This is a genomic window from Janthinobacterium rivuli, from assembly GCF_009208735.1.
In the GTDB taxonomy this organism is placed as follows: domain Bacteria; phylum Pseudomonadota; class Gammaproteobacteria; order Burkholderiales; family Burkholderiaceae_D; genus Janthinobacterium.
On the sequence record NZ_WFLJ01000006.1, the window covers coordinates 172,616 to 196,801 of the forward strand.

Below are 24,186 nucleotides of genomic sequence, written 5' to 3' on the forward strand. Positions count from 1 at the left end.
GGAGGCCGCAAATCTCGACGCGCAGTAGGTTTGGTTATGCGTTCCTAAAAAGAGAGACACCATGCAGCATGCAACCTATCCCAGCCTGGCTGATAAACGCGTCGTCATCACGGGCGGCGGCACCGGCATCGGCGTGGCCATCGTCGAGGCGTTCGCGCGCCAGGGCGCCCACGTCACCTTTCTCGACATCGCCCGCGAAGCGTCGCTGGCGCTGCAGGAAAAGCTGGCGCACCTGCCGCAGCCGCCCGTGTTCCGCTACTGCGACCTGACGGACCTGGCCGCCCTGGCCGCCACCTTCGCCGCGATCGAGCACGGCGCGGGCGCCACGGATATCCTCGTCAACAACGCGGCCAATGACGACCGCCACCAGCTGCAGGACGTCACGCCCGCCTACTGGGACGAGCGTATTGCCGTCAACCTGCGCCACCAGTATTTCTGCGCCCAGGCAGTGGCGCCGGCCATGCGCGCCAAGGGCGGCGGCGTGATTCTCAATCTGGGGTCGATTTCCTGGCACCTGGCGCAAGCGCGGCTGTCGATCTACATGACGGCCAAAGCCGGCATCGAGGGTTTGACCCGCGGCCTGGCGCGCGACCTGGGCGTCGACGGCATCCGCGTCAACTGCATCATTCCCGGCGCCGTGCGCACGCCGCGCCAGGAGCGGCTGTGGCATACGCCGGAAGCGGAAGCCGTGATCCTGCAGGGACAGTGCCTGCAGACGCGCGTGGAGCCGGAAGACGTGGCGGCGCTGGCGCTGTTCCTCGCGTCCGACAATGCGGCCAAGTGCGCCGGCCGCGAATACTACGTCGACGCAGGCTGGTACGGCGCATGAACATTCCTGCCCAACGCCCGTCGCGGCGCTTCCGCTCGCAGGACTGGTTCGACAATCCCGAGCACATCGACATGACGGCGCTGTACCTGGAGCGCTTCATGAACTACGGCATCACGGCCGAGGAGCTGCGTTCGGGCCGTCCCATCATCGGCATCGCGCAAAGCGGCAGCGACATCAGTCCCTGCAACCGCATCCACCTGGAATTGGCGCAGCGCGTGCGCGACGGCATCCGCGACGCGGGCGGCATCCCGATGGAATTCCCGCTGCACCCGATCTTCGAGAACTGCCGTCGTCCCACGGCCGCACTGGACCGCAACCTGGCGTATCTGGGCCTGGTGGAAATCCTGCATGGCTACCCGATCGACGCCGTGGTGCTGACCACCGGCTGCGACAAGACCACGCCGGCCCAATTAATGGCCGCCGCCACGGTGGACATTCCCGCCATCGTGCTGTCGGGCGGCCCCATGCTCGACGGCTGGATGGACGGCGAACTGGTCGGTTCCGGCGCCGCCATCTGGAAGGGTCGCCGCCAGCTGTCCGCCGGCTTGATCGACAACGACAAATTCCTGCAGATCGCCGCCGCCTCGGCGCCGTCGGCCGGCCACTGCAACACCATGGGCACGGCATCGACGATGAATGCGCTGGCCGAGGCGCTGGGCATGTCCCTGACGGGCTGCTCGGCCATCCCCGCGCCGTACCGCGAGCGCGGCCAGATCGCCTATGAAACGGGACGCCGCATCGTCGACATGGCGTTCGAGGACGTCCGTCCTTCAAGCATCCTCACGCGCGCAGCGTTCCTGGACGCCATCATCGTCAACGCGGCCATCGGCGGCTCGACCAACGCCCAGCCCCATTTGATGGCCATGGCCCGCCATGCGGGCGTGGAACTGCATTCGAGCGACTGGATGGAACACGGCTACGACGTGCCGCTGCTGCTGAACATGCAGCCGGCCGGCAAATTCCTGGGCGAGCGTTTCCACCGCGCCGGCGGCGTGCCGGCCGTGATGTGGGAGTTGCTCCAGGCGGGTTTGCTGCATGCCGAGCGGCCCACCGTCACGGGCCAGACGATGGCGGCGAACCTGGCCGGGCGCGAAAGCGCGGACCGCGAGATGATCCGTCCGTTTGCCGCGCCGCTGAAGGAAAAGGCCGGTTTCATGGCCTTGCAGGGCAACCTGTTCGACTTCGCCATCATGAAGACCAGCGTGATCTCGCCCGCTTTCCGCGAGCGCTACCTGTCGCGCCCCGGCAGCGAAGGCGTGTTCGAGGCGCGCGCCATCGTCTTTGACGGTTCTACCGACTACCACGCGCGCATCAACGACCCGGCGCTCAATATCGACGACAGCTGCATGCTGGTCATGCGCGGCGCCGGCCCTGTCGGCTGGCCCGGCTCGGCCGAAGTGGTCAACATGCAGCCGCCCGATGCCTTGCTCAAGGCCGGCATTTTGAACCTGCCGACCCTGGGCGACGGGCGCCAGTCGGGCACTTCGGATAGCCCCTCGATCCTGAACGCATCGCCGGAAAGCGCGGTCGGTGGCGGCCTGGCGCTGCTGCGCACGGGCGACATCATCCGCGTGGACTTGAACGCGGGCCGTTGCGACATGCTGGTCGAGGCACAGGAACTGGCGCGCCGCGCCAACGAGCTGCCGCCGCCCGTCAACGACAGCGCCACGCCATGGCAGGAGCTGTACCGCGCCAGCGTGGGCCAGCTGGAAACGGGCGCCTGCATGGAGCTGGCCCTGAAATACCGCGCCGTGGGGCAGACCCTGCCGCGCCACAACCATTGATTTTTGAAGCCGCAACACCCGCAGTGAAAAAACGTTGTTAATAAAATCCACAAGGAGACACACAATGAACAAGATCATCAGTGCAGCCATCATGACCGCCATGCTGGCATTGACCAGCAGCGCCGCCCTGGCCGATGCGAAAAATCCGAAGATCGGCTTTTCCATCGACGATTTGCGCGTGGAACGCTGGACGCGCGACCGCGATTTCTTTATCGCCGCCGCCGAGAAACAGGGCGCCAAGGTCTTCGTGCAATCGGCCGACGCCAGCGAGCAGCGCCAGATTTCGCAGATCGAAAACCTGATCTCGCGCGGCGTGGACGTGCTGGTGATCGTGCCGTTCAACGCCACAGTCCTCAACAACACCGTCAAGGAAGCGAAAAAGGCCGGCATCAAGGTGCTGTCGTATGACCGATTGATCCTGAACGCCGATATCGACGCGTACATCTCGTTCGACAACGAGAAAGTGGGCGAGATGCAGGCCGAAGGCGTGACCAAGCTGCAGCCGAAGGGCAATTACTACCTGCTGGGCGGCTCGCCGACCGACAACAACGCCAAGATGCTGCGCGAAGGCCAGATGAAGGTGCTCAAACCGTTCATCGACAAGGGCGACATCAAGATCGTCGGCCAGCAGTGGGTGAAGGACTGGAGCGCCACCGAAGCGCTGTCCATCGTGGAAAACGCGCTGACGGCCAACGGCAACAAGATCGACGCCATCGTCGCCTCGAACGACGGCACGGCCGGCGGCGCCATCCAGGCCCTGGCCGCGCAAAAGCTGGCCGGCAAGGTGCCCGTCTCGGGACAGGACGCCGATCTGGCGGCGGTGAAACGCGTCATCGCCGGCACGCAATCGATGACCGTCTACAAGCCATTGAAAACCATCGCTTCGGAGGCGGCCAAGCTGGCCGTGCAACTGGCGCGCAATGAAAAGCCGGCCTACAACTCCAGCTATGACAACGGCCTGAAAAAGGTCAGCACGGTGCTGCTGAAACCAACGCCGCTGACCAAGGCGAACGTGAACATTCTCGTCGACGACGGCTTTTATACCAAGGCGCAGCTGGGTAATTGATCGCCTGTTTCATCTTTCACCCCAACGGCAGAATCTGGGGTCGGACCCTTAGGGTCCGACCCCGGTCTTTCGACGTTGGAGTTGGAATACCAGCTACAACCGGTGTAGTTTCTGTAATCCGCAACGAGAGTGAGCATGTCCGACTATCTGCTTGAAATGAAAGGCATCGTCAAACAGTTTGGCGGTGTCCGCGCGCTTGACGGCATCGACCTGCAGGTGCGGGCCGGCGAGTGCATCGGCCTGTGCGGCGAGAATGGCGCCGGCAAGTCGACCCTGATGAAGGTGCTGTCGGGCGTGTACCCGCACGGCACCTGGGATGGCGACATCCTGTGGGATGGCCAGCCCCTGCGCGCGCAATCGATCCGCGACACGGAAGACGCGGGCATCATCATCATCCACCAGGAACTGATGCTGGTGCCGCAGTTGTCCGTGGCCGAGAATATCTTCATGGGCCGCGAGCTCACCCTGCCGGGCGGGCGCATGCATTACGCAGCCATGTACCAGCGCGCCGACGAGCTGCTGCGCGAATTGAAAATTCCCGAACTGAACGTGGCGCAGCCCGTGATGAATTACGGCGGCGGCCACCAGCAGCTGGTGGAAATCGCCAAGGCGCTCAACAAGAATGCGCGCTTGCTGATCCTCGACGAGCCGTCGTCGTCGCTGACGGCGTCGGAAATCGCCGTGCTGCTCGATATCCTGCGCGCGCTGAAAGCCAAGGGCGTCACCTGTATCTACATTTCGCACAAGCTCGATGAAGTGGCGGCCATCTGCGACACCATCGTCGTCATCCGCGACGGCAAGCATATTGCCACCACGCCGATGGCGCAGATGAACGTCGAGCGCATCATCGCGCAGATGGTGGGCCGCGAAATGAACCAGCTGTATCCGCAGCGCGCGCCGGAGAAAAAAGCGGCGATCGGCGAGGTGCTGTTCGAGGCGCGCCACGTGAGCTGCATCGATGCCGACAACCCTCAGCGCAAGCGGGTCGACGATGTGTCATTCACTCTGCGCAAGGGCGAGATCCTCGGCATCGCCGGCCTGGTGGGGGCAGGGCGCACGGAACTCGTCTCGGCCCTGTTCGGCGCCTACCAGGGGCCGTACCAGGCCGAAGTGTGGCTCGATGGCCGGAGAATCGATACCCGCTCGCCGCAAAAGGCGATTGCCATGGGGCTGGCGATGGTGCCGGAAGACCGCAAGCACCACGGCATCGTGCCCGACCTCGACGTGGGGCAGAACATCACCCTGGCCGTGCTGGAGCAATTCGCGCGCGCCACGCGCATCGATGGCGAGGCGGAATTGGCGGCCGTGCGCGGCGAGATCGCCCAGCTGGAACTGAAGGCGGCCAGCCCGTCGCTGCCCATTACGAGTCTGTCGGGCGGCAACCAGCAAAAGGCCGTGCTGGCCAAGATGCTGCTGACGCGCCCGCGCGTGCTGATCCTCGACGAGCCCACGCGCGGCGTCGACGTGGGCGCCAAATATGAAATCTACAAATTGATGCTGGCGCTGGCCGACCGGGGCGTGGCCATCATCATGGTCTCGTCGGAACTGGCCGAAGTGCTGGGCGTGTCCGACCGCGTGCTGGTGATGGGCGAAGGCCGCCTGCGCGGCGACTTTATCAACGATGGCCTGAGCCAGGAAACCGTGCTGGCGGCGGCGCTGGACCAGCGCCCGGCCCCCGCCGCCCCTACCGCAAACAAGGAAACCGCAGCATGAAACCGCACAGTATCAAACAGCTGTTCACCCAATACAAGATGCTGGCCCTGCTGATCGCCGTGGCGCTGATCTGGGCCTTCTTTTCGTGGAAGACGCAGGGCAGTTTCCTCACGCCGCGCAACCTGTCGAACCTGCTGCGCCAGATGTCCGTCACCGGCATCCTCGCCTGCGGCATGGTGCTGGTGATTATCGCCGGCGAGATCGACCTGTCGATCGGCTCCCTGCTGGGCTTACTCGGCGGCATCGCCGCCGTGCTGGACGTGACGCAGCACTGGCCGCTGGCGCTGAACCTGGCGGCGGTACTCGGCTGCGGCCTGGTGATCGGCCTGCTCAACGGCTACCTGACGGCGTACCGGGGCATCCCGTCCTTCATCGTGGGACTGGGCGGCATGCTGGCGTATCGCGGCATCCTGCTGGGCATCACGGGCGGCATCACGATCGCGCCCGTCTCCGAGCCGATGGTCTACCTGGGACAGGGCTACCTGCCCGCGGTGCCCGGCATCGTGCTGGGCATCGGTCTGTTCCTGCTGGCCGCCTTCCTGACGTGGCGCGCGCGCGCCAGCCGTGCGCAGCATGGCTTGCCGCAGACGGCGCCCTGGGCCGACGGCTTGCGCCTGGCCGTCATCGGCGCCGTGCTGTACGCCTTCGTGCAAACCCTGAACGGCTATGAAGGCATCCCGCTGCCCGTGCTGTTGCTGCTGGCCTTGCTGGGACTGTTCAGCTATATCACCAGCCAGACCGTGTTCGGCCGGCGCATCTACGCCGTCGGCAGCAATATGGAAGCGACGCGTTTGTCCGGCATCAACGTGAAAGCCGTCAAGCTGTGGATCTTCGGCATCATGGGCCTGATGTGCGCGCTGGCGGGCCTGATCAACACGGGCCGCCTGGCGGCCGGTTCGCCCTCGGCCGGCACCTTCAGCGAACTCGATGCCATCGCCGCCTGCTTCATCGGCGGCACCTCGATGCGCGGCGGCTCGGGCACCGTGTACGGCGCCCTGATCGGCGCGCTGGTGATGGCCAGCCTGGATAACGGCATGTCCATGCTGGACGTGGACACCTACTGGCAGATGATCGTGAAAGGCAGTATTCTGACCCTCGCCGTCTGGGTCGATGTCAGTACAAGGGCGGGACGCCGGTAAGACCGATGCGTGACCGGCAGCCAGGGACGAAAATACGTCCCGGCCGCCACATGGAGGAGACACCAGCATGAAGTTACCGACCGCGCACCGGATCGCGCTGCTGTTCAACGGGAACAAGATCTACGACCGCGACATCATCGCGGGCATCGCCGCCTACCTGAACACCACGCGCGTGTCGTGGGACCTGTTCCTGGAAGAGGATTTTCGCTGCCGCCTGCCCGGCATCGAGCGCTGGCAGGGCGACGGCATCATCGCCGATTTCGACGATCCCGCCGTCTGCGCGGCGCTGGCGCACAGCCGCCTGCCCGTGGTGGCCGTGGGCGGCTCGTATGCGCGCGCCGAGGATTACCCGGCCGGCATCCCGTATGTGGCGACCGATAATTTCAAGATCGTCAAGCTGGCCTATGAACACCTGGTGGAAGCGGGATTGAGCCGCTTTGCCTGTTTCAGCCTGCCCGAGGCCGATGTCAACCGCTGGGCGCAGGAGCGCGAAACGGCGTTTTGCGCGCTGATGGAGCGCGACCACATGCGCGCCGACGTGTACCGTGGCGTCGCCACCAGCGCGCCCTCGTGGGACGAGGCGGTGGAGCAGCAGATCGCCTGGCTCAACAGCCTGGAAAAACCCGTCGGCATCATCGCCGTCAGCGACGCGCGCGCGCGCCAGCTGCTGCAAGCGTGCATGCATGCGGGCATCGCCGTGCCGGAGCAAGTGGCCCTGATCGGCATCGACAACGACCCGCTGGCGCGCATGCTCACGCGTATTCCGCTCAGTTCCGTGATCCAGGGCACCGAGGAAATGGGCCGCACGGCGGCGCATCTGCTGCACCAGATGCTGAACGGCGCGCGCCTGTCCGGCACGCGCATCCTGGTGCCGCCGGCCGGCCTGAACGTGCTCGCCTCCACGCGCCATCAGCCCTTCCAGCACCCGCAGGTGATGCAGGCGCGCCATTTCATCCGCCAGTACGCGTGCCAGGGCATCAAGACGGAGCAGGTGGCCGATTACGTGGGCGTGTCGCGTTCCTCGCTGGAAGCGCACTTCCGCCACGAGCTGGGTCGCAGCGTGCACGACGAGATCCTGCATTTCAAGCTCGATGCGGCCAAGACCCTGCTGGCGCGCGGACCGGGCCAGGTGGCCGACGTGGCAGTGCGTTGCGGCTTTACCACGGTGCAGTACATGCATGCCGTCTTCAAGCGCGAACTTGGTTGCACGCCGCGCGAATTCCAGCAGCGCAGCCGGCCACCGCCAGCGCCTGGGCCGGCGCCGTGATGCATCTGCTGCGTAATGCGCGCGGCATGCGCGTGGCCATCGACGCGCACGATGCCAGCGTGCGGGCCTGGTGGGCGCCGGACCGGTATGGCCGCCTGGCCGACGTGCTGGGCGCGGTGCCCCCAGCGGCGAAGTCCTGCGCCGGCTGGCAATGCGCATCGCCCGGCGACGGCCACTTGCAGTTGCAGCTGGCGCAAGACGGCCTGTCGGTGCGCCTGACCTACCGGCTTGACGACGATGGCAGCCTGCAGCTCGATTGCGTCGCCACGGCCGATACGGTTTCCCGTTTCTCCCTTGCCGCGCCCCGCTTCAACCTGCAGGGCCGCCGTGCCGGCGTGGGCGACCACGTGCTGCGCCTGGCCGCCGACCGCTACCGGCCTTGGCCTGGCGGCTGCGCGGGCGACGCCGCGCTCGATGTGGCGGGCAGCGCGTTTGACTTCCGCCAGCCGGCGCCGCTCGCGTCGCGCCTGGCCTGGCCCGCGCTGGTGAACTTGCCGGGATTCCGGCATGAGTTTTGCTGGACGGGCGGCGGCCAGCTGCGCGAAGCGGCGCGGGTTGCCGATCCCGCTTCCGGCAGGGTCCTGCGTTTTTCCAGCACCCAGGACAGCTGCCATCTGTATTCCGATCTGCGCTGTTTTTCGCTGCTGGCGCAGGGCGTGGAAGTGCAGCCGGGACAGGCGATGCGCTTCACGCTCGCCTACCGTCTGGGTGTGCAGGATATCGACGCGTTTGACATATCCGAACCGGTATCAATGATGTCAAATAAGTGATTGGTCAGATATGCGGGGCAGTTCTACCATGGGGTAGTTTTTCCCTCATTTATTTTTGTCCTGACCGACGCTGCGAACCTGCCCATGAACATACTCACCATCGATGCCGGCACCACCAATACGCGTACCTTGCTGTGGCGCGCAGGCGCCGTCGTCGCCCAGGCGCAGCTGGAAACGGGCGTGCGCAATACCGCCATCGATGGCCATAACGGCGCGCTGAAACAGGCGCTGCGCGACACCATCGCCAGCGTGCTGGCCAGCGCGGGGATCGCGCCGTCCGAGGTGGACCTGGCGCTGGCGTCGGGCATGATCACCTCGCCCATGGGCGTGCGGGAAGTGCCGCATGTGCCGGCGCCCGCCGGCCTGGCCCAGCTGGCGCAAGGCATGCTGGCGGTGGACTTGCCCGACGTGCTGGCGCGGCCCCTGTGGCTGATCCCCGGCGTGCGCAATCAGCATGGCGCCGTCGGCCTGCATAACGTCGAAGCGATGGACATGATGCGCGGCGAAGAGACGGAAGTCATCGCGCTGCTCGAGCGCCTGCAGTTGCGCGGCGCGGCGACCCTGATCATGCCCGGCTCGCATACCAAATTGATCAGCGTGGACGAGCAGCGCCGCATCCTCGGCTGCAGCACCACCATCGCGGGCGAACTGCTGCAGGCGATCACGCAGCACACCCTGATCAAGCAATCGGTCGATGGCGGTTTTGCGCAGACTCTGGTGCCGAAAATGCTGCTGGCCGGCGCGGCCGCGGCGCAAAAAACGGGGCTGGCACGCGCCTGTTTCAGCGTGCGCACCCTGGGCCAGTTCAGCGCCGTCGAGTGCAATGAGCGGGCCAATTTTCTGATGGGCGCCGTCCTCAGCGGCGACTTGCTGGCGCTGCGCAACAGCACCGCCATCCAGATGCGGCCCGATAGCCCGCTCGTCATTACGGGCAAGCCCATGCTGCGCCAGGCGCTCGGGCTGCTGATCGAAGAACATGGATTTTTTTATGGCAAGCGCATCATCGTCGACGACCAGCAGCAAGCCAATCTGGCCGGTCACGGTGCGCTGCTGATCGCCGCCGCGCGCGGCTTGATTTCCCCGCAGGAGACAGTATGAGTGACAACAAGAACAAGCGTCCCTTGCGTTCGCAATCGTGGTTTGGCGGCGACGACAAGGACAGTTTCATTCACCGCAGCTGGATGAAGAACCAGGGCTATCCCAGTGACGCCTTCGATGGCCGTCCCGTCATCGGCATCTGCAATACCTGGTCCGAGCTGACCCCCTGCAATGGGCATTTCCGCGACCTGGCCGAGATGGTCAAGCGCGGCGTGCTCGAGGCGGGCGGTTTTCCCGTCGAATTTCCCGTCATGTCGCTGGGCGAGACGAATCTGCGCCCGACGGCCATGCTGTTCCGTAACCTGGCCAGCATGGATGTCGAGGAATCGATCCGCGCCAACCCGATCGACGGCGTGGTGCTGCTGACGGGCTGCGACAAGACCACCCCGGCCCTGCTGATGGGCGCGGCCAGCGTGGACTTGCCCACCATCGTGCTGTCGGGCGGCCCCATGTTGAACGGCAACTACCGTGGCAAACCGATCGGCTCGGGCACGGATGTGTGGAAATTCTCCGAAGACGTACGCGCCGGGCGCATGACCTCCAACGAATTCAAGCAGGCCGAATCGTGCATGTCGCGCTCCGCCGGTCACTGCATGACCATGGGCACGGCTTCCACCATGGCCAGCATGGTCGAGGCGCTGGGCGTGACCCTGCCCGGCAACGCGGCCATTCCCGCCGTCGATGCGCGCCGCAAGCTGCAGGCGCAGCTGACGGGCCGGCGCATCGTCGACATGGTGCATGAAGACCTGAAACTGTCGCAGATCCTCACGCGCGACGCGTTTGAAAACGCCATCATGGTCAACGGCGCCATCGGCGGCTCGACCAATGCCGTGATCCACCTGCTGGCCATCGCCGGGCGCATCGGCGTGGACATGCGCCTGGGCGACTGGGACCGCCTGGGCCGCGACATTCCCTGCCTGCTGAACCTGATGCCGTCGGGCCAGTACCTGATGGAAGATTTTTACTATGCGGGCGGCCTGCCCGTGATCATCCGCGACCTGCTGGGCAAATTGCATGGCGAGGCGCTCACCGTCACGGGCGCCAGCATGGCCGTCAACGTGGCCGAAGCGGAAAATTTCAATCCCGAAGTGATCACGCCGCTGGCGCAGCCGTTCAAGGACGAGGGCGGCATCGCCGTCCTGCATGGCAACCTGGCCCCGCGCGGCGCCGTCATCAAGCCGTCCGCCGCCTCGCCGGAACTGATGCAGCACCGTGGCCGCGCCGTCGTCTTCAACAGCATCGAACACTACAAGAAACGCGTCGACGATCCCGCGCTCGATATCGATGCCAGCTGCGTGATGGTGCTGCAAAATTGCGGCCCGCAGGGCTATCCTGGCATGGCCGAAGTGGGCAATATGGGATTGCCGAAAAAACTGCTGGAGCAGGGCGTGCGCGACATGGTGCGCATCTCGGATGCGCGCATGAGCGGCACGGCCTACGGCACGGTGGTGCTGCACGTGGCGCCGGAAGCGGCCGTGGGCGGGCCGCTGGCCCTGGTGCGCGATGGCGACATGATTGAGCTGGACGTGGCGGGACGCCGCTTGCACCTGGACGTCGACGAGGCCGAGCTGGCGCGCCGGCGGGCGGAATGGAGCGCACCGCCGCCGGCCATGAAGGGCGGCTACCAGGCCATGTACATCAAGCACGTGACGCAGGCCGATGAAGGCGCGGACCTCGATTTCCTCGTCGGCTGCAGGGGTTCGGCCGTGCCGCGCGAATCACATTGAAAAACAAGGAAAAAATGATGGGGACACGGGCCCAATTACTGGTCGATGCGCAGAATTTTCTCGGCGAGGGCGTGCGCTGGTGCGAACGCAGCGGCCGGGTTTTCTGGACGAATATCGAAGGTTGCCAGCTGCATGCGCTGGTGCTGGCCACGGGCGAGCGCCAGAGCTGGGCCATGCCCGAGCGCCTGGCGTGCTTCGCGCTGACGGACAGCGACGACGTGCTGCTGCTGGGACTGGCGTCCGGACTGGCCTGGTTTGACGCGCGCAGCGGGGCCGTCACGCCCCTGCACACGGTGGAGGGCGACCTGCCCATGACGCGCCTGAACGATGGTCGCTGCGACCGCCAGGGGCGCTTTGTCTTCGGCACGCTCGATGAGCGCCCGTGCCGCGATGCCATCGGCAGCTTTTACCGCCTCAATCTGGACTTGACGCTGGAGTGCCTGCCGCTGCCGCCGATCGCCATCTCGAACAGCATCTGCTTCAGCGTCGATGGCGCGGCCATGTATTTCTGCGACTCGATGAAGAAGGCGATCTACCGCTGGGACGATTACCTGGGGGGCGACGCCAGCCGGGTGCGCGTGTTTGCCGTGCTCGATCCGGGTCCGGGCGCCGCCGATGGCGCCACCATCGATGCGGATGACCACCTGTGGAGCGCGCAGTGGGGCGCCGGCAGGGTCTTGCGCTTCGCGCCGGACGGCAGCGTCGAGCGCGCGATCGCCTTGCCCGTGTCGCAGCCCAGCTGCGTGAGCCTGGGCGGCCCGCACTACGACGAATTGTTCGTCACCACGGCGCAGGAGAGCTTGAGCGCGGCCCAGCTGGAAAGCGAACCGCTGGCCGGGGGATTGTTTCATGCGCGCCAGGTGGACGTGCGTGGTTTGCCGGAAGTGCGCTTTGGCGCCCTGCCGGCCTGACAGGAGAGAGCAAATGCAAAAGCACGCGGTTTTCGAGGGCATTATCGAGCGGGGCATGGTCGGCATCGTGCGCGCCCCTTCGGCGCAGGCGGCCGTGCAGATCGCCGAGGCATGCATCGCCGGCGGCATCACGGCGCTGGAAGTGGCGTTCACCACGCCCGACACCCTGGGCGTGCTGCGCATCCTGCGCGAACGCCATGGCCATGAGGTGCTGCTGGGCGCGGGCACGGTGCTCGATACGGAGACGGCGCGCGCCGCCATCCTGGCCGGCGCCCAGTTCATCATCTCGCCCGGCGTCAACGTGGAGACCATCACGCTGTGCCAGCGCTACCAGGTGCTGGCCATGCCGGGGGCGATGACGCCGACGGAGATCGTCACGGCCCTGCAGGCCGGCGCCGACATCGTCAAGGTCTTCCCAGCCGAGATGTTCGGCCCTGCCTACATCAAGGCGCTGCGCGCGCCCCTGCCGCAGGCGCCATTGATGCCCACGGGCGGCGTGACGGTGGAGAACCTCGACGAATGGTTTGCCAGCGGCGCCGTGGCCGTGGGCATCGGCAGCAGCCTGAGTGGCCCGGGCGCCACGGGAGATTACGCGGCCGTGACGGCGCGCGCACAGGCTTTCGTGGCGAAGATGGAGGCCGTGCGGACTTCCAGGACTTCTGGATAGCTCCCTGCGCCGGATAATTCTGCTACGCTAGGCGGGCAATGTCGCACGCCTAACCACGAACAGAATATGTCCAACATCGCCCGTATCCTGCAAGAGAGCCGCATCATCGCCATCGTCGGCATGTCCGACAAGCCCGAACGCGCCAGCCATGAAGTGGCAGATTACCTGCTGCGGCAGGGCTACCGCGTGCTGCCCGTCAATCCGGCCATCGCCGGGCGCGAGGTGCTGGGCCAGCGTGCCTACGCCACCCTGACGCAGGCTGCGGCGGCCGTGGCGCCGGCGCGCATCGACATCGTCGACTGCTTCCGCAAGTCCGAGGATATCCTGCCCATCGCCGAGGAAGCCATCGCCGTCAAGGCCGGCTGCCTGTGGCTGCAGCTCGACGTCATCAACGAGCAGGCGGCGCAGCTGGCGCGGGTGGCAGGCCTGGACGTGGTGATGGACCATTGCACAAAAATCGAGCACCGCAAGCTGGCAGTGGCGGCATGAAGGCGCGCACGCAATTTCGCGCCGGCCAGGGCTTCGACCTGAACGAAGACTTCGCCGGCAAGCGCCTGCTGGGCGCAGCCACCAAGTCGGCGAACAAGAAGCTGACGGCGCTCCAGTGCAAGGCGCTGGACATCGAGGAAACCGTGGCGCTGACGGCGCAGATCGCCGAGTGCCAGAGCATGCTGTATGCGCAGCACAAGAAAAAAGTGCTGCTGGTGTTGCAGGGCATGGACACGTCGGGCAAGGATGGCACGGTCAAGGCCATCTTCAGCAACATCAACCCGATGGGCATCCGCGCCGTGGCGTTCAAGGGACCCACCGATATCGAACTGGCGCACGATTATCTGTGGCGCGTGCACCAGCACGTGCCCGTGAAGGGCGAGATCGCCATCTTCAACCGCAGCCATTACGAAGACGTGCTGATCACGCGCGTGCAGGACATGATCGACAAGGCCGAATGCCGGCGCCGCTACGCGCATATCCGCGATTTCGAGCGCATGCTGAGCGAAACGGGCACCGTCATCCTGAAAGTCTTCCTGCATATCTCGAAGGACGAGCAGCGCGGACGGCTGCAGGAGCGGCTCGACGATCCCGACCGCCAGTGGAAGTTCGATCCCAACGATATCGCCCAGCGCAAGAAGTGGGATGGCTACCAGCGCGCCTATGAAACGGCGATCCGCGAGACGGATGCCGATCATGCGCCGTGGTACGTGGTGCCGTCGAACTCCAAGACCCAGCGCAACCTGGTGGTCGCCTCCCTGCTGCTGGAAACCCTGCAGGGCATGAAGCTGGAATACCCGGCGCCGGACCCGAAACTGTCGTCGTTCAAGGTCGAGTAACTACGCGGGCGATTCGGCTGTCCGCCTGCGGAATCGGCCGCGCTGTGGCATAGTATCCCTCGTCGATAATTCAAACCAGACCGGAGATCCATATGCTGCAGTTGAAAGATCCTACCTTGTTGCGTCACCAGGCTTACGTGAATGGAGCCTGGATGGACGCCGATGGTGGCCAGACGATTAATGTGAGCAATCCCGCCACCGGCGAGCATATCGGCACGGTGCCCCTGATGGGCGCGGCCGAGACGCGCCGCGCCATCGAGGCGGCCAATGCCGCCTGGCCCGCCTGGCGCAAGAAGACGGCCAAGGAACGCGCGGCCGTGCTGCGTCGCTGGCATGACCTGATCCTGGAAAACGCCGACGACCTGGCGCTGATCATGACGACGGAGCAGGGCAAGCCGCTGCCGGAAGCGAAAGGCGAAGTGCAGTTCGGCGCCTCGTTCATCGAATGGTTTGCCGAGGAAGGCAAGCGCGTTGCGGGCGACACCCTGCAGTCGCCATGGCCGGATCGCCGCCTGGTCATCACCAAGGAGCCGATTGGCGTGTGCGCCGCCATCACGCCATGGAATTTCCCCGCCGCCATGATCACCCGCAAAGTCGGCCCGGCCCTGGCCGCCGGCTGCCCGATGGTGTTGAAACCGGCCGAAGCGACGCCGTTTTCCGCGCTGGCGCTGGCCGTGCTGGCCGAGCGCGCGGGCGTGCCTGCGGGCGTGTTCAGCATCGTCACGGGCGCGCCGAAAGACATCGGCGGCGAAATGACGTCGAACCCCATCGTGCGCAAGCTGACGTTTACGGGTTCGACCCAGGTGGGCCGCCTGCTGGCCGAACAGTGCGCGCCGACGATCAAGAAACTGTCGTTGGAACTGGGCGGCAATGCGCCGTTCATCGTCTTCGACGACGCCGACCTGGACGCCGCCGTGGAAGGCGCCATCGCCTCGAAGTACCGCAATGCGGGGCAGACTTGCGTGTGCGCCAACCGCCTGTACGTGCAGGACAGCGTGTATGACGCGTTTGCCGAGAAGCTGGTGGCCGCCGTGGCCAAGCTGAAGGTCGGCAATGGCATCGAGGCGGGCGTCACGCAAGGCCCGCTGATCGACGCCAAGGCCGTCGCCAAGGTGGAAGAGCACGTGGCCGACGCGCTGGCCAAGGGCGGTCGCCTGCTGGCCGGCGGCAAGCGCCATGCGCTGGGCAACGGCTTCTTCGAGCCGACCATCATCGCCGACGTGACGAACGACATGCGCGTGGCCACCGAGGAAACCTTCGGCCCGCTGGCGCCCCTGTTCCGCTTCAAGACGGACGAGGAAGTGATCGCCCTGGCCAACAACACGGAATTCGGCCTGGCCGCCTACTTCTATTCGCGCGACATCGGCCGCATCTGGCGCGTGGCGGAAGGCCTGGAAACGGGCATGGTCGGCGTCAACACGGGACTGATCTCGACCGAGATTGCCCCCTTCGGCGGCGTCAAGCAATCGGGCCTGGGCCGTGAAGGGTCGACCTACGGTATTGAAGATTATTTAGTCATTAAATATATCTGCATGGGCGGTATCTAAGGCCGCCTAGCGTGAGCCGCGGCGCGCGGCGAGGCGGTCGAGCATGCCTTTGACCGCTTCCATTTGCGTGCCGCTCTTGCGGTAGAAATCCGGGTCGATCGGATTGAGGCTGGTGTAGCCCCAGAAATCCCAGCAGCCTTTCGGGTTGTACGGGTAGACGGCGCTCGGTTCGGCCTGCGGATACAGCACGATGATCTTGTTGGCGTCCGCCACCTGGTTGTAGCCGGTGCTGGTATAGAAGCGGTCGCCGATCGCTTGCGTCGTTTGCAGGCAGCCGTGGAACACCACGTGCACGCGGCAGCTCTCGCTGTCGCAGGCTTTCGGGATGTAGGCGTAGCCCGTATTGTTCATGCTGGAGTAGGCGTTCTGGATGAAGCTGCGCTGGTTGAAGGCGATCAGCTTGCCCGTCAGGGTGGTCGACGAAGGCTGCAGGTCCGGGTACAGGTGCTGCAGGATGTCGCGCGCCTGCACGAAGTCGCAGTCGTTGATGAAGGGCGACGCCGTCACGTCGCAGGCCTTGTCCTGGTTGTTGTCGGTGATGATGGCATGGCCCGCGCCGACCGTGTCGACGAAGCGGATCTGCTCCGCCGGCGTGCCCGCCAGTTGATAGAATTTTCCCACCTGTTCCACCACCGGCCGCGTCACGGTCTGGTCTTTCGTTCCGCTGAACAGATACACGCGCTGGCGTTTCAGGTTGGCCGTGTCGTCGATGAGGCGCGCGCGCGCAAAATCGTTCGCCGCGCGCAGCAATTCGCTGGCGACGGGCGGCGCCACCTGCGCGCTGCCCGGATTCATGCAGGTGGTCAGGGCATTCGTCAGGTAGGGAATGTAGGGGAAGCGGCCCGGCTGGCCCGAGCAGAAATACGGGCCGCCAGCGATGATGCCGGCGCCGGCCACGGTGGCCGAATAGGCGACGGCAAATTGCGCCGCCATGAAGCCGCCCGAGGACAGGCCGGACACGGTGGTCTGGCTCAGGTCAGCCTGGTAGCCGGGCAGGGCGGCGGCGTCCCTGGTCGCGACGGGCTTGGCGGCTTTGACGGCCTTGGCCGTCGTGGCGGCGTGCGCGCCGCTTGGCGCCAGGGCGACGAAGCTGGCGGCCAGCAGGGCGGTGGGTAGTGCGGTCAGGTAAGGGAAGGGCATGGCAACTCCATAAGGCAAGGGCAGGAAGGCCGAGCATAGGTAAAAAAACTGTGCGCTGGGCAAGTACTGCACCGTTCTTGATGCCGGTCAAGCATTCGCTGTTGTTGTGGCCCGCATGCGCGTGCGCGGCGTTTGACATAGAATGGTTTTTTTCCGTTCAACCATGGTGCCCCTCATGTCCAAGACCCTTGCCCAGCTGTTTGCGCTCACCACCCTTGCCGCCGGCGCCAGCCTGGCCATGCCGGCCCATGCCGCCGACACCGCCGCCACGGCGCCGGCCGCCTGTCCCGCCATCCTCAAGCAGACCTTCAACCGCCTGCAGGATGAAGCGCCGCAAAACCTGTGCCAGTACGCGGGCAAGGTCGTGCTGGTGGTGAATACGGCCAGTTATTGCGGTTTTACCAATCAATATGAAGGGCTCGAGGCGCTGTACGCCAAGTACGGCAGCAAGGGCCTGGTGGTGCTGGGCTTCCCGTCGAACGACTTCGGCAAGCAGGAACCCGGCAACAGCAAGGAAATCGCCGATTTCTGCTACAACACCTATGGCGTGAAGTTCCCCATGTTTGCCAAATCGGTGGTGTCCGGCCCCGCACCGAATCCGCTGTACGTGGACCTGATCAAGCAGACGGGCAAGACACCGGCGTGGAATTTCCATAAATACCTGATCGACCGCCACGGCAAAGTGGTGGAAAGCTTCCCCAGCAAGGTGACGCCGGACGACAAGAAACTCGTTGGCGCGGTGGAAAAGGCGCTGGCGATGTAAGTTGCCGGCACCCAGGCAGGCTGGAACGCCTGTTTTTTTTTAATGCCGCGCTTGTCGTCTTGCCATCATTGTCCTAAGCTGGTTGTTCGCGTTTGTCACAACCAAGGAGAACATCATGGCGTATGTCGATGGATTTGTGGTGCCCGTACCGAAAGCCAAGCTCGATGCCTACCTGGCCATGTCGCGCACCTGCGGCGCCATCTGGCGCGAATATGGCGCGCTGGAATTTCGCGAATGCGTGGGCGACGATGTCAAGCCGGGCAAGCTGACGTCGTTCCCGCAGGCGGTGGACTTGCAGGATGGCGAAGTGGTGGTGTTTTCCTGGATCGTCTACGAGTCGCGCGCCAGGCGCGATGAAATCAACGACAAGGTCATGAAAGACCCGCGCCTGGCCGAGATGATGGACCCGGCCAAGCTGCCGTTCGATGGCAAGCGGATGATCTACGGCGGTTATGAAATGCAAATTGATATCAAATAACCAGCTTTGCCAGTAACGCCCCGCGCAGCGCATTGCACACGACGATCGCCTCGGCCCGCGCCAGCATGGCGCGCGTGATGATGGTTTCCTGCGCATCCCAGGCGGGATCGGCCAGCATGGCCGCGCGCTGCACGCCGGGCAGTAGGCCGCAGGACAGGGGTGGCGTTTGCCAGCGGCCATCGAGCCGGACGAAGACATTGCTGCGCCCACCCTCCGTCAGTTCGCCCCGTTCGTTAAAAAACAGCATGTCGAAACCGCCTTGCGCCTCGGCCTCACGCCAGGCCGCGTCGTAGCGCGCGCGCACGCTGCTCTTGTGGCGCAGGAACAGGTCGTCCGCCACGGTGGCGTCGGGCGCCAGCAGGATGGTGACCGTGTCCGGCAAGGCGGTGAGCGCACCGCTTTGCGTCGTGAACCGGCCATCCTGGCGCAGCGCCAGGCGCAGACGGAAGGGCGCATCGTCGGGGCGTGCGGCGCAAGCCGCCTGCAGCGCGGCGCGCGCGGCGTCCGCATCCCAGGCAAAACCGAAGTAGGCGCAGGAAGCGGCCAGGCGCGCCAGGTGGCGTTCCTGCTGGCGGCAGCCGCCGGCACGGCTGGCGTGCAGGGTTTCGAACAGTTCGAAGTCATTCGTCAGACCCGTCAGGAAGCGGGCCTTGAGCTGGCATTCCGCAAATTCCTCCTGCGGGTCGCTGTCGAGGACGATGCCGGCGCCCACGCCCATTTCGCCGCGCCGGATGCCGCCAGGGCCAGCCGGCAGCAGGGCCAGGGTGCGGATCGGCACGGACATGCAGAAGTCGCCCACCGCATGGACAGCGCCGGCGGCTGGTGGATCGAACCAGCCGATGGCGCCCGTGTAGATGCCGCGCGGCGCCTCTTCCAGTTCGGCGATGATTTCCATGGTGCGCCGTTTCGGCGCGCCCGTGATCGAGCCGCACGGGTACAAGGCCTGGAAGATATCGGCCAGGCTGGCATCCTCGCGCAAACGCGCCTGCACGGTGGAGGTCATTTGCAGCACGCTGCTGTAACGCGTCACCTCGAACAGGGCCGGCACCTTGACGGAGCCCGTGACGGCGATGCGGCCGATGTCGTTGCGCAGCAGGTCGACGATCATCAGGTTTTCCGCGCGGTTTTTCGGATCATGGGCCAGGGCGGCGGCGCGGCGCGCGTTTTCTTCCATTTGCTCAGGCGGGGCGGCCGGCGCCGTGCCTTTCATGGGACGCGCCATCAGCTCTCCTTGCGCATGGCGCACGAACAGTTCCGGCGACAGCGACAGCAGGGCGCCCCCATCGGGCAGCAGCACCAGCGCGCCATACGGCACGGGCTGGCGCGCGCGCAGCCGCGCATACAGGGCCAGGGGCGAACCGAAGGCGTCGAAGCGCAAGCGATAGGTGTAGTTGACTTGATAGGTGTCGCCGGCCACGATGTAGTCGTGGATGCGCTGCAGCGCCTGCGTGAATTGCGCCTGGTCGACGTTGGCGCGGATCCCGGCCACGCCGGCCGGCGCGGCGTCGGCGCGGACGCGCGCGTCCAGCCAGCGCGCCACCTCGTCCTGCGACAGCTGCGTGCAATGGTCGAAGACGAGCACTTGCGCCAGCGGCGGCGCGTCGATGCCTGCCGCGCGCGGCGGCATGGCCAGCAAATGCGCCCCCAGCTCGTAGCTGCACACGCTGACGGCGTACTGGCCGCGTTGCAAGGCCGCTTGCAGGCCTTCCAGCAAGGCGGGCCAGGCCTGACCCTCGGTGCACCGCAAGACCGCCGCCAGGCCCGTGTACAGGCGCGAACCGGCGCCCGGGGTGCTGGCGTCGTCGAGCAGGGCGAAACAGTCGGTATGCATGGGGACAGCCGCGGCGGTGATTTACCCCAGCAGCATGGCGATTTGCAGCGCCGCTTCCTGGGACGGATTGATCTTGAAGCCGCTCTTGGCGTAGCGGTGCCAGCGTCCGATGACGAAGCCGACGATCAGCGTGGCGCGCGCCGCCACTTCGCTTTCCTTGCCATGGCCTTCGGCGGCGGCCACGCGCAAGGCCTGCTTGAGCGCCAGTTCCACGCGGTCGTAGAACTGGTTCATGCGCACTTGCAGGCGCTCGTCCTCATTGACCAGGGCGTCGCCGATCAGCACGCGCGTCATGCCCGGATTGCTGATGGCGAAATTGAGCAGCATGCCGACGATGTCGCGCGTCTGCGTCATGCCGTCGCTGTGCTTTTCCGCGATCTGGTTGATCAGGCCGAAGACGCTCGACTCGATGAATTCGATCAGTCCTTCGAACATTTGCGCCTTGCTGGCGAAATGGCGGTACAGGGCCGCTTCCGACACGGCCAGTCTGGCCGCCAGTGCGGCAGTGGTGATCTTTTCGCCTTTCGGCTGCTCCAGCATTGCGGCGAGGGCCTGAAGAATTTGTAGCCTGCGTTGGCCCGGCGGTGTGCTTGCCATATTTTCTCTTGTCGTTAAAAAAAATGCTGCCTTGATGGGAAGTTCCGTCACCGCCGCTAGCGGTGCGGCCTCCGGCGTCAACCGGAAGCTCAGGAGTCCCCTTCAACGCAGACGGTGAAGGCGGCGTGCCAAATGCCGGACAGATTTTACTTTGACATCGACGTAAGCGGGGCGATTTAACGCCTTGGGCAATTTCGCCACGCCGATCGGATCGGCCATTTTCAGGTATTGCGTGACCCAGGCCGTACGCAGGCCCAGTTTTTTCGCCCCCTTCAGGTTGGCCAGGGTGTCTTCCACCAGGATGCAGCGGCCAGGGCGGATCTGGTGCTTGCGCATCAGTTTGCGCAGCATCAGGGTCGATGGCTTGGGCCGCAGCTGGCGGTGCACATGCATCGCCTCGATGGAGATATGCTGCGAAAAATGCCGGCGCAAGCCCAGGTGGCGCATCACGTCGCTCGAATAGCGCAGCGGTGCGTTGGTGAGTAAAATTTTACGGCCAGGCAGGCGTTTGAGTAAAGCCCCCAGCCCCCGTTCGGCGCGTATCATGGCGCGCAAATCGTCGAACGCGTGCGTCTCGTGGAGGAAGTGCGCGGCCTGCACCTGGTGGTGCTTGACCATGCCCAGCAAGGTGGCGCCATAGCGGCGCCAGTAGGCCGCGCGCGCCGCATTGACGATGGCGTCGTCGGCCGGCGTCACGCCGTCGCCCAGCACGCGGGCAATATAGGTGTTCATATTGGCCGTGATGGTGGGGAAGATGGCGTGCGAGGCATTGTGCAGCGTGTTGTCTAGGTCAAACAGCCAGACCGGCGACGAGCGGTTAAGATGGGACACAGGCACAGGAGTCTTTGCTAACGAGAGAAGATGAGAAATTCAACAATCAGGAAAACCATGCGACGCCAGATTATAGTGATGTTTTGCGGATTATTCTTGCTGCCGTTGCAGGCGGCCTTCGCCGACGCGCCGCCCGTGGCGCAAAACCGGGGCGCCCTGTTCAAGGTGCAGGACGCCAGTCACACCCTGTATTTGTTCGGCACCATCCACGTCGGCGCGCCCGATTTTTATCCGCTCGAGCCGACGGTGACGCTGGCCTTGGAAGGCGCCGGGGCGCTGGCGCTGGAGATCGATCCGGGCGCCGATCCGCGCGCAGCCCTGGGCGCCGTGCTGAAATACGGCATGGAGGCGCCGGGCAGCCAAGTGCCGCTTGATTGCCGCCAGACCCTGGCCCCGCGCCTGGCGCCATTGTTGCAAAAATACGGTATAGCGCCCGAAGCGGTGGCGCCGATGAAGCCGTGGATGCTGGCCAGCATGCTGGCCATCGGCGAATTTTCCACCCTGGGCTACCGCTCGGATCTGGCGGTCGATAATTATCTGTCGCAGCAGGCCAAGGCGCGCAAGATCCCCGTGGTGGAACTCGAGTCAATGGAAGGCCAGATGGCGCTGTTTGGCGCGATGTCGCCGGCCGACCAATGCCGCTTCCTGGAAGACGGCGTGGCGTCGATCGAAGACCAGGAGCAAAGCCAGGAAGCGCGCGAGATCGCCAACGCCTGGCGCACGGCCGACGCGGCCGCCTTCGACAAGCTGGCGGCAAAGGCCGCGCAAGACCCCTCGTTCGCCGCGCAGTTCGTGCAAACAGTGCTGCTCGACGGCCGCAACCCGGCCCTGGCCGACGGCATCGCCAAACTGCTGGCGCGCGAAAAATCCAGCCTGGCCGCCATCGGCGTGCTGCATCTGGTGGGAGCAAAGAGCGTACCCGATCTGCTGCGCAAGAAAGGTTTGAAGGTAGAGCGGGTGTATTGAACCGTGGAGTAGGCGCGGGCTACAGCTAGCAGAGCAGATGGAAAAGTGTTCAGGGCAAGGCGGACTGACGAAGACAGTACGCATGGTCGGCGAGGAAGGACAACGCCGCCATGGACATTTTTACTATGGGGAGATGACGGCAGAGTAGATGAAAAGTGTTCAGGGCAAGGCGTCGAGCCGAAGACAGTACGCATGTACGGCGAGGCGAGGCAACGCGGCCATGGACATTTTTCAGATACGGGGATAAATCGATGGTGCCCTTGACGTGGATCGAACACGTGGCCTCTCCCTTACCAAGGGAGTGCTCTACCACTGAGCTACAAGGGCAAATTAAAAGCGGCGCCAGGTGATCTGCGCCGCCAAACTACTCGCTGTGATGCATTGCGATTTTTTTAGTGCGAACGGATCATAGTACCAAAAGCCTGCTCGGTCAACACTTCCAGCAATAATGAGTGTTCGATGCGGCCATCGATGATGTGCACGGTGTTCACGCCCGACTTGGCCGCGTCGAGCGCGGACGAGATCTTCGGCAGCATGCCGCCCGAGATCGTGCCGTCGGCGAACATCTCGTCGATTTCACGCGCCGACAGGTCGGTCACCAGCTTGCCCTGCTTGTCCTGGACGCCGGCGATGTTGGTCATCATGATCAGCTTTTCCGCTTTCAGGATTTCCGCGATCTTGCCGGCTACCACGTCGGCGTTGATGTTGTAGGCCTGGCCATCCTGGCCGAAACCGATCGGCGAGATGATGGGAATGAAGGCGTCGTCCTGCAGCGCCTTGACGACGGCCGGGTTGATCGCGTCGATCTCGCCGACAAAGCCGATGTCGAGGAATTCGCCCGGATGTTCGCGGTCCGGCATCTGCATCTTGCGCGCGCGGATCAAGCCGCCGTCCTTGCCCGTCAGGCCCACGGCCTGGCCGCCGTAATGGTTGATCAGCATGACGATATCCTGCTGCACTTCGCCGCCCAGCACCCACTCCACCACTTCCATGGTTTCTTCGTCGGTGATGCGCATGCCTTGCACGAAGGTGCCTTGCTTGCCGATTTTTTTCAGCGCGTTGTCGATCTGCGGTCCGCCGCCGTGCACCACGACAGGGTTCATGCCGACCAGCTTGAGCAGGATGACGTCGCGCGCGAAGCCGTGCTTCAGGCGTTCGTCCGTCATGGCATTGCCACCGTACTTGATGACGATGGTCTTGCCATGGAAATTGCGGATGTAGGGCAGGGCCTCGGCCAGAATCTGCGCCTTGATTTGTGGCGACACCGCCGTCAAGTCGTCATTCATGTCCAGGTTCAAGTTAGCTAGTTGATTCATGGCGAGTCCGGAAAATAGATTTGTGGGATTTTACAGGGAAGAAGAAAATCTTGGAGGCATTATAGGGCGATCTTGTTGTATTTTCCCTGATGATCCTATAGTCTGGCCCGATATGTCCCCCAGCCAGCCCTTTTACTGCCCGTTACATCTGCGTCGCCTCCCGGCGCGGCAGGACACACACTTGCCAATTCAAACACAGCCATGAGCGTATGCAGCCTGTGCGGCGCCACCTTCCAGTGTGGCCAGCTCGATCCGGACGCCACGGAACCTTGCTGGTGCATCGCCCTGCCGCCGGCCGTTCCCGTGCCCGGTAGCGCCGCCGCGGGCTGCTGGTGCCCGGCCTGCCTGCAAGAGCACATCGCCGCCTTGACCCCTGCGGCGGCAACGCCAGCCAAATAAGCGCATCGGCGCGCTTTTT

The 24,186-nt window shown here is 64.8% G+C and carries 23 protein-coding genes and 1 tRNA gene; 18 read left to right on the forward strand and 6 right to left on the reverse strand.

What is annotated here, in order from left to right; all coding sequences use genetic code 11:
• Positions 1–61: 61 nt before the first annotated feature.
• The 14 genes from GCN78_RS09835 to gabD all read left to right on the forward strand — a co-directional run bounded on the left by GCN78_RS09835 (position 62) and on the right by gabD (position 15,846).
• Positions 62–829 (forward strand): SDR family NAD(P)-dependent oxidoreductase, encoded by a 768-nt coding sequence (locus GCN78_RS09835; protein WP_152251550.1) that lies wholly within the window; start codon positions 62–64, stop codon positions 827–829.
• On the forward strand, positions 826–2,613 hold the full coding sequence (locus GCN78_RS09840; RefSeq protein WP_152251551.1) for an IlvD/Edd family dehydratase: 1,788 nt from the start codon (positions 826–828) through the stop codon (positions 2,611–2,613). Before GCN78_RS09835 ends, GCN78_RS09840 begins: the two co-directional genes overlap by 4 nt.
• Positions 2,614–2,704: 91 nt before the next feature.
• Positions 2,705–3,679, forward strand: coding sequence for a D-xylose ABC transporter substrate-binding protein (xylF, locus tag GCN78_RS09845; RefSeq protein WP_152251656.1), 975 nt, complete (start codon positions 2,705–2,707; stop codon positions 3,677–3,679).
• A gap of 135 nt (positions 3,680–3,814) precedes the next feature.
• The gene (gene xylG / locus GCN78_RS09850; RefSeq protein ID WP_152251552.1) at positions 3,815–5,392 is read left to right on the forward strand and encodes a D-xylose ABC transporter ATP-binding protein; all 1,578 of its coding nucleotides are present in this window, start codon (positions 3,815–3,817) and stop codon (positions 5,390–5,392) included.
• Positions 5,389–6,531, forward strand: coding sequence for a sugar ABC transporter permease (locus tag GCN78_RS09855; RefSeq protein ID WP_152251553.1), 1,143 nt, complete (start codon positions 5,389–5,391; stop codon positions 6,529–6,531). The genes xylG and GCN78_RS09855 overlap by 4 nt, the downstream gene beginning before the upstream one ends.
• 67 nt (positions 6,532–6,598) lie before the next feature.
• On the forward strand, positions 6,599–7,798 hold the full coding sequence (locus GCN78_RS09860) for a XylR family transcriptional regulator (RefSeq protein WP_152251554.1): 1,200 nt from the start codon (positions 6,599–6,601) through the stop codon (positions 7,796–7,798).
• Positions 7,798–8,568 carry an aldose epimerase family protein gene (locus tag GCN78_RS09865; RefSeq protein WP_152251555.1) on the forward strand — a complete coding sequence of 257 codons (771 nt, stop codon included), beginning with the start codon at positions 7,798–7,800 and terminating at the stop codon, positions 8,566–8,568. The genes GCN78_RS09860 and GCN78_RS09865 overlap by 1 nt, the downstream gene beginning before the upstream one ends.
• Before the next feature lie 84 nt (positions 8,569–8,652).
• A complete protein-coding gene (locus GCN78_RS09870; RefSeq protein ID WP_152251556.1) occupies positions 8,653–9,666 on the forward strand; it encodes a 2-dehydro-3-deoxygalactonokinase in 1,014 nt (337 codons plus the stop codon).
• Positions 9,663–11,393: an L-arabinonate dehydratase gene (gene araD / locus GCN78_RS09875; RefSeq protein WP_152251557.1), complete on the forward strand. Its 1,731-nt coding sequence runs from the start codon at positions 9,663–9,665 to the stop codon at positions 11,391–11,393. The genes GCN78_RS09870 and araD overlap by 4 nt, the downstream gene beginning before the upstream one ends.
• Positions 11,394–11,407: 14 nt before the next feature.
• Positions 11,408–12,304 carry an SMP-30/gluconolactonase/LRE family protein gene (locus GCN78_RS09880; RefSeq protein ID WP_226939555.1) on the forward strand — a complete coding sequence of 299 codons (897 nt, stop codon included), beginning with the start codon at positions 11,408–11,410 and terminating at the stop codon, positions 12,302–12,304.
• A gap of 13 nt (positions 12,305–12,317) precedes the next feature.
• Complete coding sequence (locus GCN78_RS09885; RefSeq protein ID WP_152251558.1) at positions 12,318–12,971, forward strand: bifunctional 2-keto-4-hydroxyglutarate aldolase/2-keto-3-deoxy-6-phosphogluconate aldolase; 654 nt, start codon at positions 12,318–12,320, stop codon at positions 12,969–12,971.
• A 66-nt stretch (positions 12,972–13,037) separates the two neighbouring features.
• Entirely contained in the window at positions 13,038–13,460 is a 423-nt protein-coding gene (locus tag GCN78_RS09890) for a CoA-binding protein (protein ID WP_152251559.1), read from the forward strand.
• A complete protein-coding gene (locus GCN78_RS09895) occupies positions 13,457–14,299 on the forward strand; it encodes a PPK2 family polyphosphate kinase (protein WP_152251560.1) in 843 nt (280 codons plus the stop codon). The genes GCN78_RS09890 and GCN78_RS09895 overlap by 4 nt, the downstream gene beginning before the upstream one ends.
• Positions 14,300–14,391: 92 nt before the next feature.
• Positions 14,392–15,846: an NADP-dependent succinate-semialdehyde dehydrogenase gene (gabD, locus tag GCN78_RS09900; RefSeq protein ID WP_152251561.1), complete on the forward strand. Its 1,455-nt coding sequence runs from the start codon at positions 14,392–14,394 to the stop codon at positions 15,844–15,846.
• Positions 15,847–15,852: 6 nt separating this feature from the next.
• On the opposite strand, the gene GCN78_RS09905 is transcribed toward gabD, so the two are convergent.
• Positions 15,853–16,986, reverse strand: a complete 1,134-nt coding sequence (locus GCN78_RS09905) for an extracellular catalytic domain type 2 short-chain-length polyhydroxyalkanoate depolymerase (RefSeq protein WP_152251562.1) — start codon at positions 16,984–16,986, stop codon at positions 15,853–15,855.
• 175 nt (positions 16,987–17,161) lie between these two features.
• On the opposite strand from GCN78_RS09905, the gene GCN78_RS09910 reads away from it, so the two are divergent.
• Together GCN78_RS09910 and GCN78_RS09915 are read left to right on the forward strand one after the other, a co-directional pair.
• The gene (locus GCN78_RS09910) at positions 17,162–17,749 is read left to right on the forward strand and encodes a glutathione peroxidase (RefSeq protein ID WP_152251563.1); all 588 of its coding nucleotides are present in this window, start codon (positions 17,162–17,164) and stop codon (positions 17,747–17,749) included.
• A 115-nt stretch (positions 17,750–17,864) separates the two neighbouring features.
• Positions 17,865–18,227, forward strand: a complete 363-nt coding sequence (locus GCN78_RS09915) for a DUF1428 domain-containing protein (protein ID WP_152251564.1) — start codon at positions 17,865–17,867, stop codon at positions 18,225–18,227.
• On the opposite strand, the gene pabB is transcribed toward GCN78_RS09915, so the two are convergent.
• The 3 genes from pabB to GCN78_RS09930 form a co-directional block, all read right to left on the reverse strand.
• Entirely contained in the window at positions 18,220–20,058 is a 1,839-nt protein-coding gene (pabB, locus tag GCN78_RS09920; RefSeq protein WP_152251565.1) for an aminodeoxychorismate synthase component I, read from the reverse strand. The genes GCN78_RS09915 and pabB overlap by 8 nt on opposite strands.
• Positions 20,059–20,079: 21 nt before the next feature.
• Entirely contained in the window at positions 20,080–20,655 is a 576-nt protein-coding gene (gene slmA / locus GCN78_RS09925) for a nucleoid occlusion factor SlmA (protein WP_099665918.1), read from the reverse strand.
• Between the two features lie 102 nt (positions 20,656–20,757).
• Positions 20,758–21,492 (reverse strand): pyrimidine 5'-nucleotidase, encoded by a 735-nt coding sequence (locus GCN78_RS09930; protein WP_152251566.1) that lies wholly within the window; start codon positions 21,490–21,492, stop codon positions 20,758–20,760.
• 90 nt (positions 21,493–21,582) lie between these two features.
• Here GCN78_RS09930 and GCN78_RS09935 point away from each other — a divergent pair, with 90 nt between their 5' ends.
• On the forward strand, positions 21,583–22,452 hold the full coding sequence (locus GCN78_RS09935) for a TraB/GumN family protein (RefSeq protein ID WP_226939556.1): 870 nt from the start codon (positions 21,583–21,585) through the stop codon (positions 22,450–22,452).
• A 252-nt stretch (positions 22,453–22,704) separates the two neighbouring features.
• On the opposite strand, the gene GCN78_RS09940 is transcribed toward GCN78_RS09935, so the two are convergent.
• Positions 22,705–22,779, reverse strand: a tRNA-Thr gene (locus tag GCN78_RS09940).
• Between the two features lie 65 nt (positions 22,780–22,844).
• Complete coding sequence (gene argB / locus GCN78_RS09945) at positions 22,845–23,738, reverse strand: acetylglutamate kinase (RefSeq protein ID WP_152251658.1); 894 nt, start codon at positions 23,736–23,738, stop codon at positions 22,845–22,847.
• Positions 23,739–23,969: 231 nt separating this feature from the next.
• Here argB and GCN78_RS09950 point away from each other — a divergent pair, with 231 nt between their 5' ends.
• A complete protein-coding gene (locus GCN78_RS09950; protein ID WP_152251568.1) occupies positions 23,970–24,167 on the forward strand; it encodes a cysteine-rich CWC family protein in 198 nt (65 codons plus the stop codon).
• The last annotated feature ends 19 nt before the right edge of the window (positions 24,168–24,186 follow it).

What these genes read in the sequence shown, in the direction of transcription:
- GCN78_RS09835 (WP_152251550.1), top strand. Translation starts at nt 62, where the DNA reads ATGCAGCATGCAACCTATCCCAGCCTGGCTGATAAACGCGTCGTCATC.
- GCN78_RS09840 (WP_152251551.1), top strand. Translation starts at nt 826, where the DNA reads ATGAACATTCCTGCCCAACGCCCGTCGCGGCGCTTCCGCTCGCAGGAC.
- xylF (WP_152251656.1), top strand. Translation starts at nt 2,705, where the DNA reads ATGACCGCCATGCTGGCATTGACCAGCAGCGCCGCCCTGGCCGATGCG.
- xylG (WP_152251552.1), top strand. Translation starts at nt 3,815, where the DNA reads ATGTCCGACTATCTGCTTGAAATGAAAGGCATCGTCAAACAGTTTGGC.
- GCN78_RS09855 (WP_152251553.1), top strand. Translation starts at nt 5,389, where the DNA reads ATGAAACCGCACAGTATCAAACAGCTGTTCACCCAATACAAGATGCTG.
- GCN78_RS09860 (WP_152251554.1), top strand. Translation starts at nt 6,599, where the DNA reads ATGAAGTTACCGACCGCGCACCGGATCGCGCTGCTGTTCAACGGGAAC.
- GCN78_RS09865 (WP_152251555.1), top strand. Translation starts at nt 7,798, where the DNA reads ATGCATCTGCTGCGTAATGCGCGCGGCATGCGCGTGGCCATCGACGCG.
- GCN78_RS09870 (WP_152251556.1), top strand. Translation starts at nt 8,653, where the DNA reads ATGAACATACTCACCATCGATGCCGGCACCACCAATACGCGTACCTTG.
- araD (WP_152251557.1), top strand. Translation starts at nt 9,663, where the DNA reads ATGAGTGACAACAAGAACAAGCGTCCCTTGCGTTCGCAATCGTGGTTT.
- GCN78_RS09880 (WP_226939555.1), top strand. Translation starts at nt 11,408, where the DNA reads ATGATGGGGACACGGGCCCAATTACTGGTCGATGCGCAGAATTTTCTC.
- GCN78_RS09885 (WP_152251558.1), top strand. Translation starts at nt 12,318, where the DNA reads ATGCAAAAGCACGCGGTTTTCGAGGGCATTATCGAGCGGGGCATGGTC.
- GCN78_RS09890 (WP_152251559.1), top strand. Translation starts at nt 13,038, where the DNA reads ATGTCCAACATCGCCCGTATCCTGCAAGAGAGCCGCATCATCGCCATC.
- GCN78_RS09895 (WP_152251560.1), top strand. Translation starts at nt 13,457, where the DNA reads ATGAAGGCGCGCACGCAATTTCGCGCCGGCCAGGGCTTCGACCTGAAC.
- gabD (WP_152251561.1), top strand. Translation starts at nt 14,392, where the DNA reads ATGCTGCAGTTGAAAGATCCTACCTTGTTGCGTCACCAGGCTTACGTG.
- GCN78_RS09905 (WP_152251562.1), bottom strand. Translation starts at nt 16,986, where the DNA reads ATGCCCTTCCCTTACCTGACCGCACTACCCACCGCCCTGCTGGCCGCC.
- GCN78_RS09910 (WP_152251563.1), top strand. Translation starts at nt 17,162, where the DNA reads ATGTCCAAGACCCTTGCCCAGCTGTTTGCGCTCACCACCCTTGCCGCC.
- GCN78_RS09915 (WP_152251564.1), top strand. Translation starts at nt 17,865, where the DNA reads ATGGCGTATGTCGATGGATTTGTGGTGCCCGTACCGAAAGCCAAGCTC.
- pabB (WP_152251565.1), bottom strand. Translation starts at nt 20,058, where the DNA reads ATGCATACCGACTGTTTCGCCCTGCTCGACGACGCCAGCACCCCGGGC.
- slmA (WP_099665918.1), bottom strand. Translation starts at nt 20,655, where the DNA reads ATGGCAAGCACACCGCCGGGCCAACGCAGGCTACAAATTCTTCAGGCC.
- argB (WP_152251658.1), bottom strand. Translation starts at nt 23,738, where the DNA reads ATGAATGACGACTTGACGGCGGTGTCGCCACAAATCAAGGCGCAGATT.
- GCN78_RS09950 (WP_152251568.1), top strand. Translation starts at nt 23,970, where the DNA reads ATGAGCGTATGCAGCCTGTGCGGCGCCACCTTCCAGTGTGGCCAGCTC.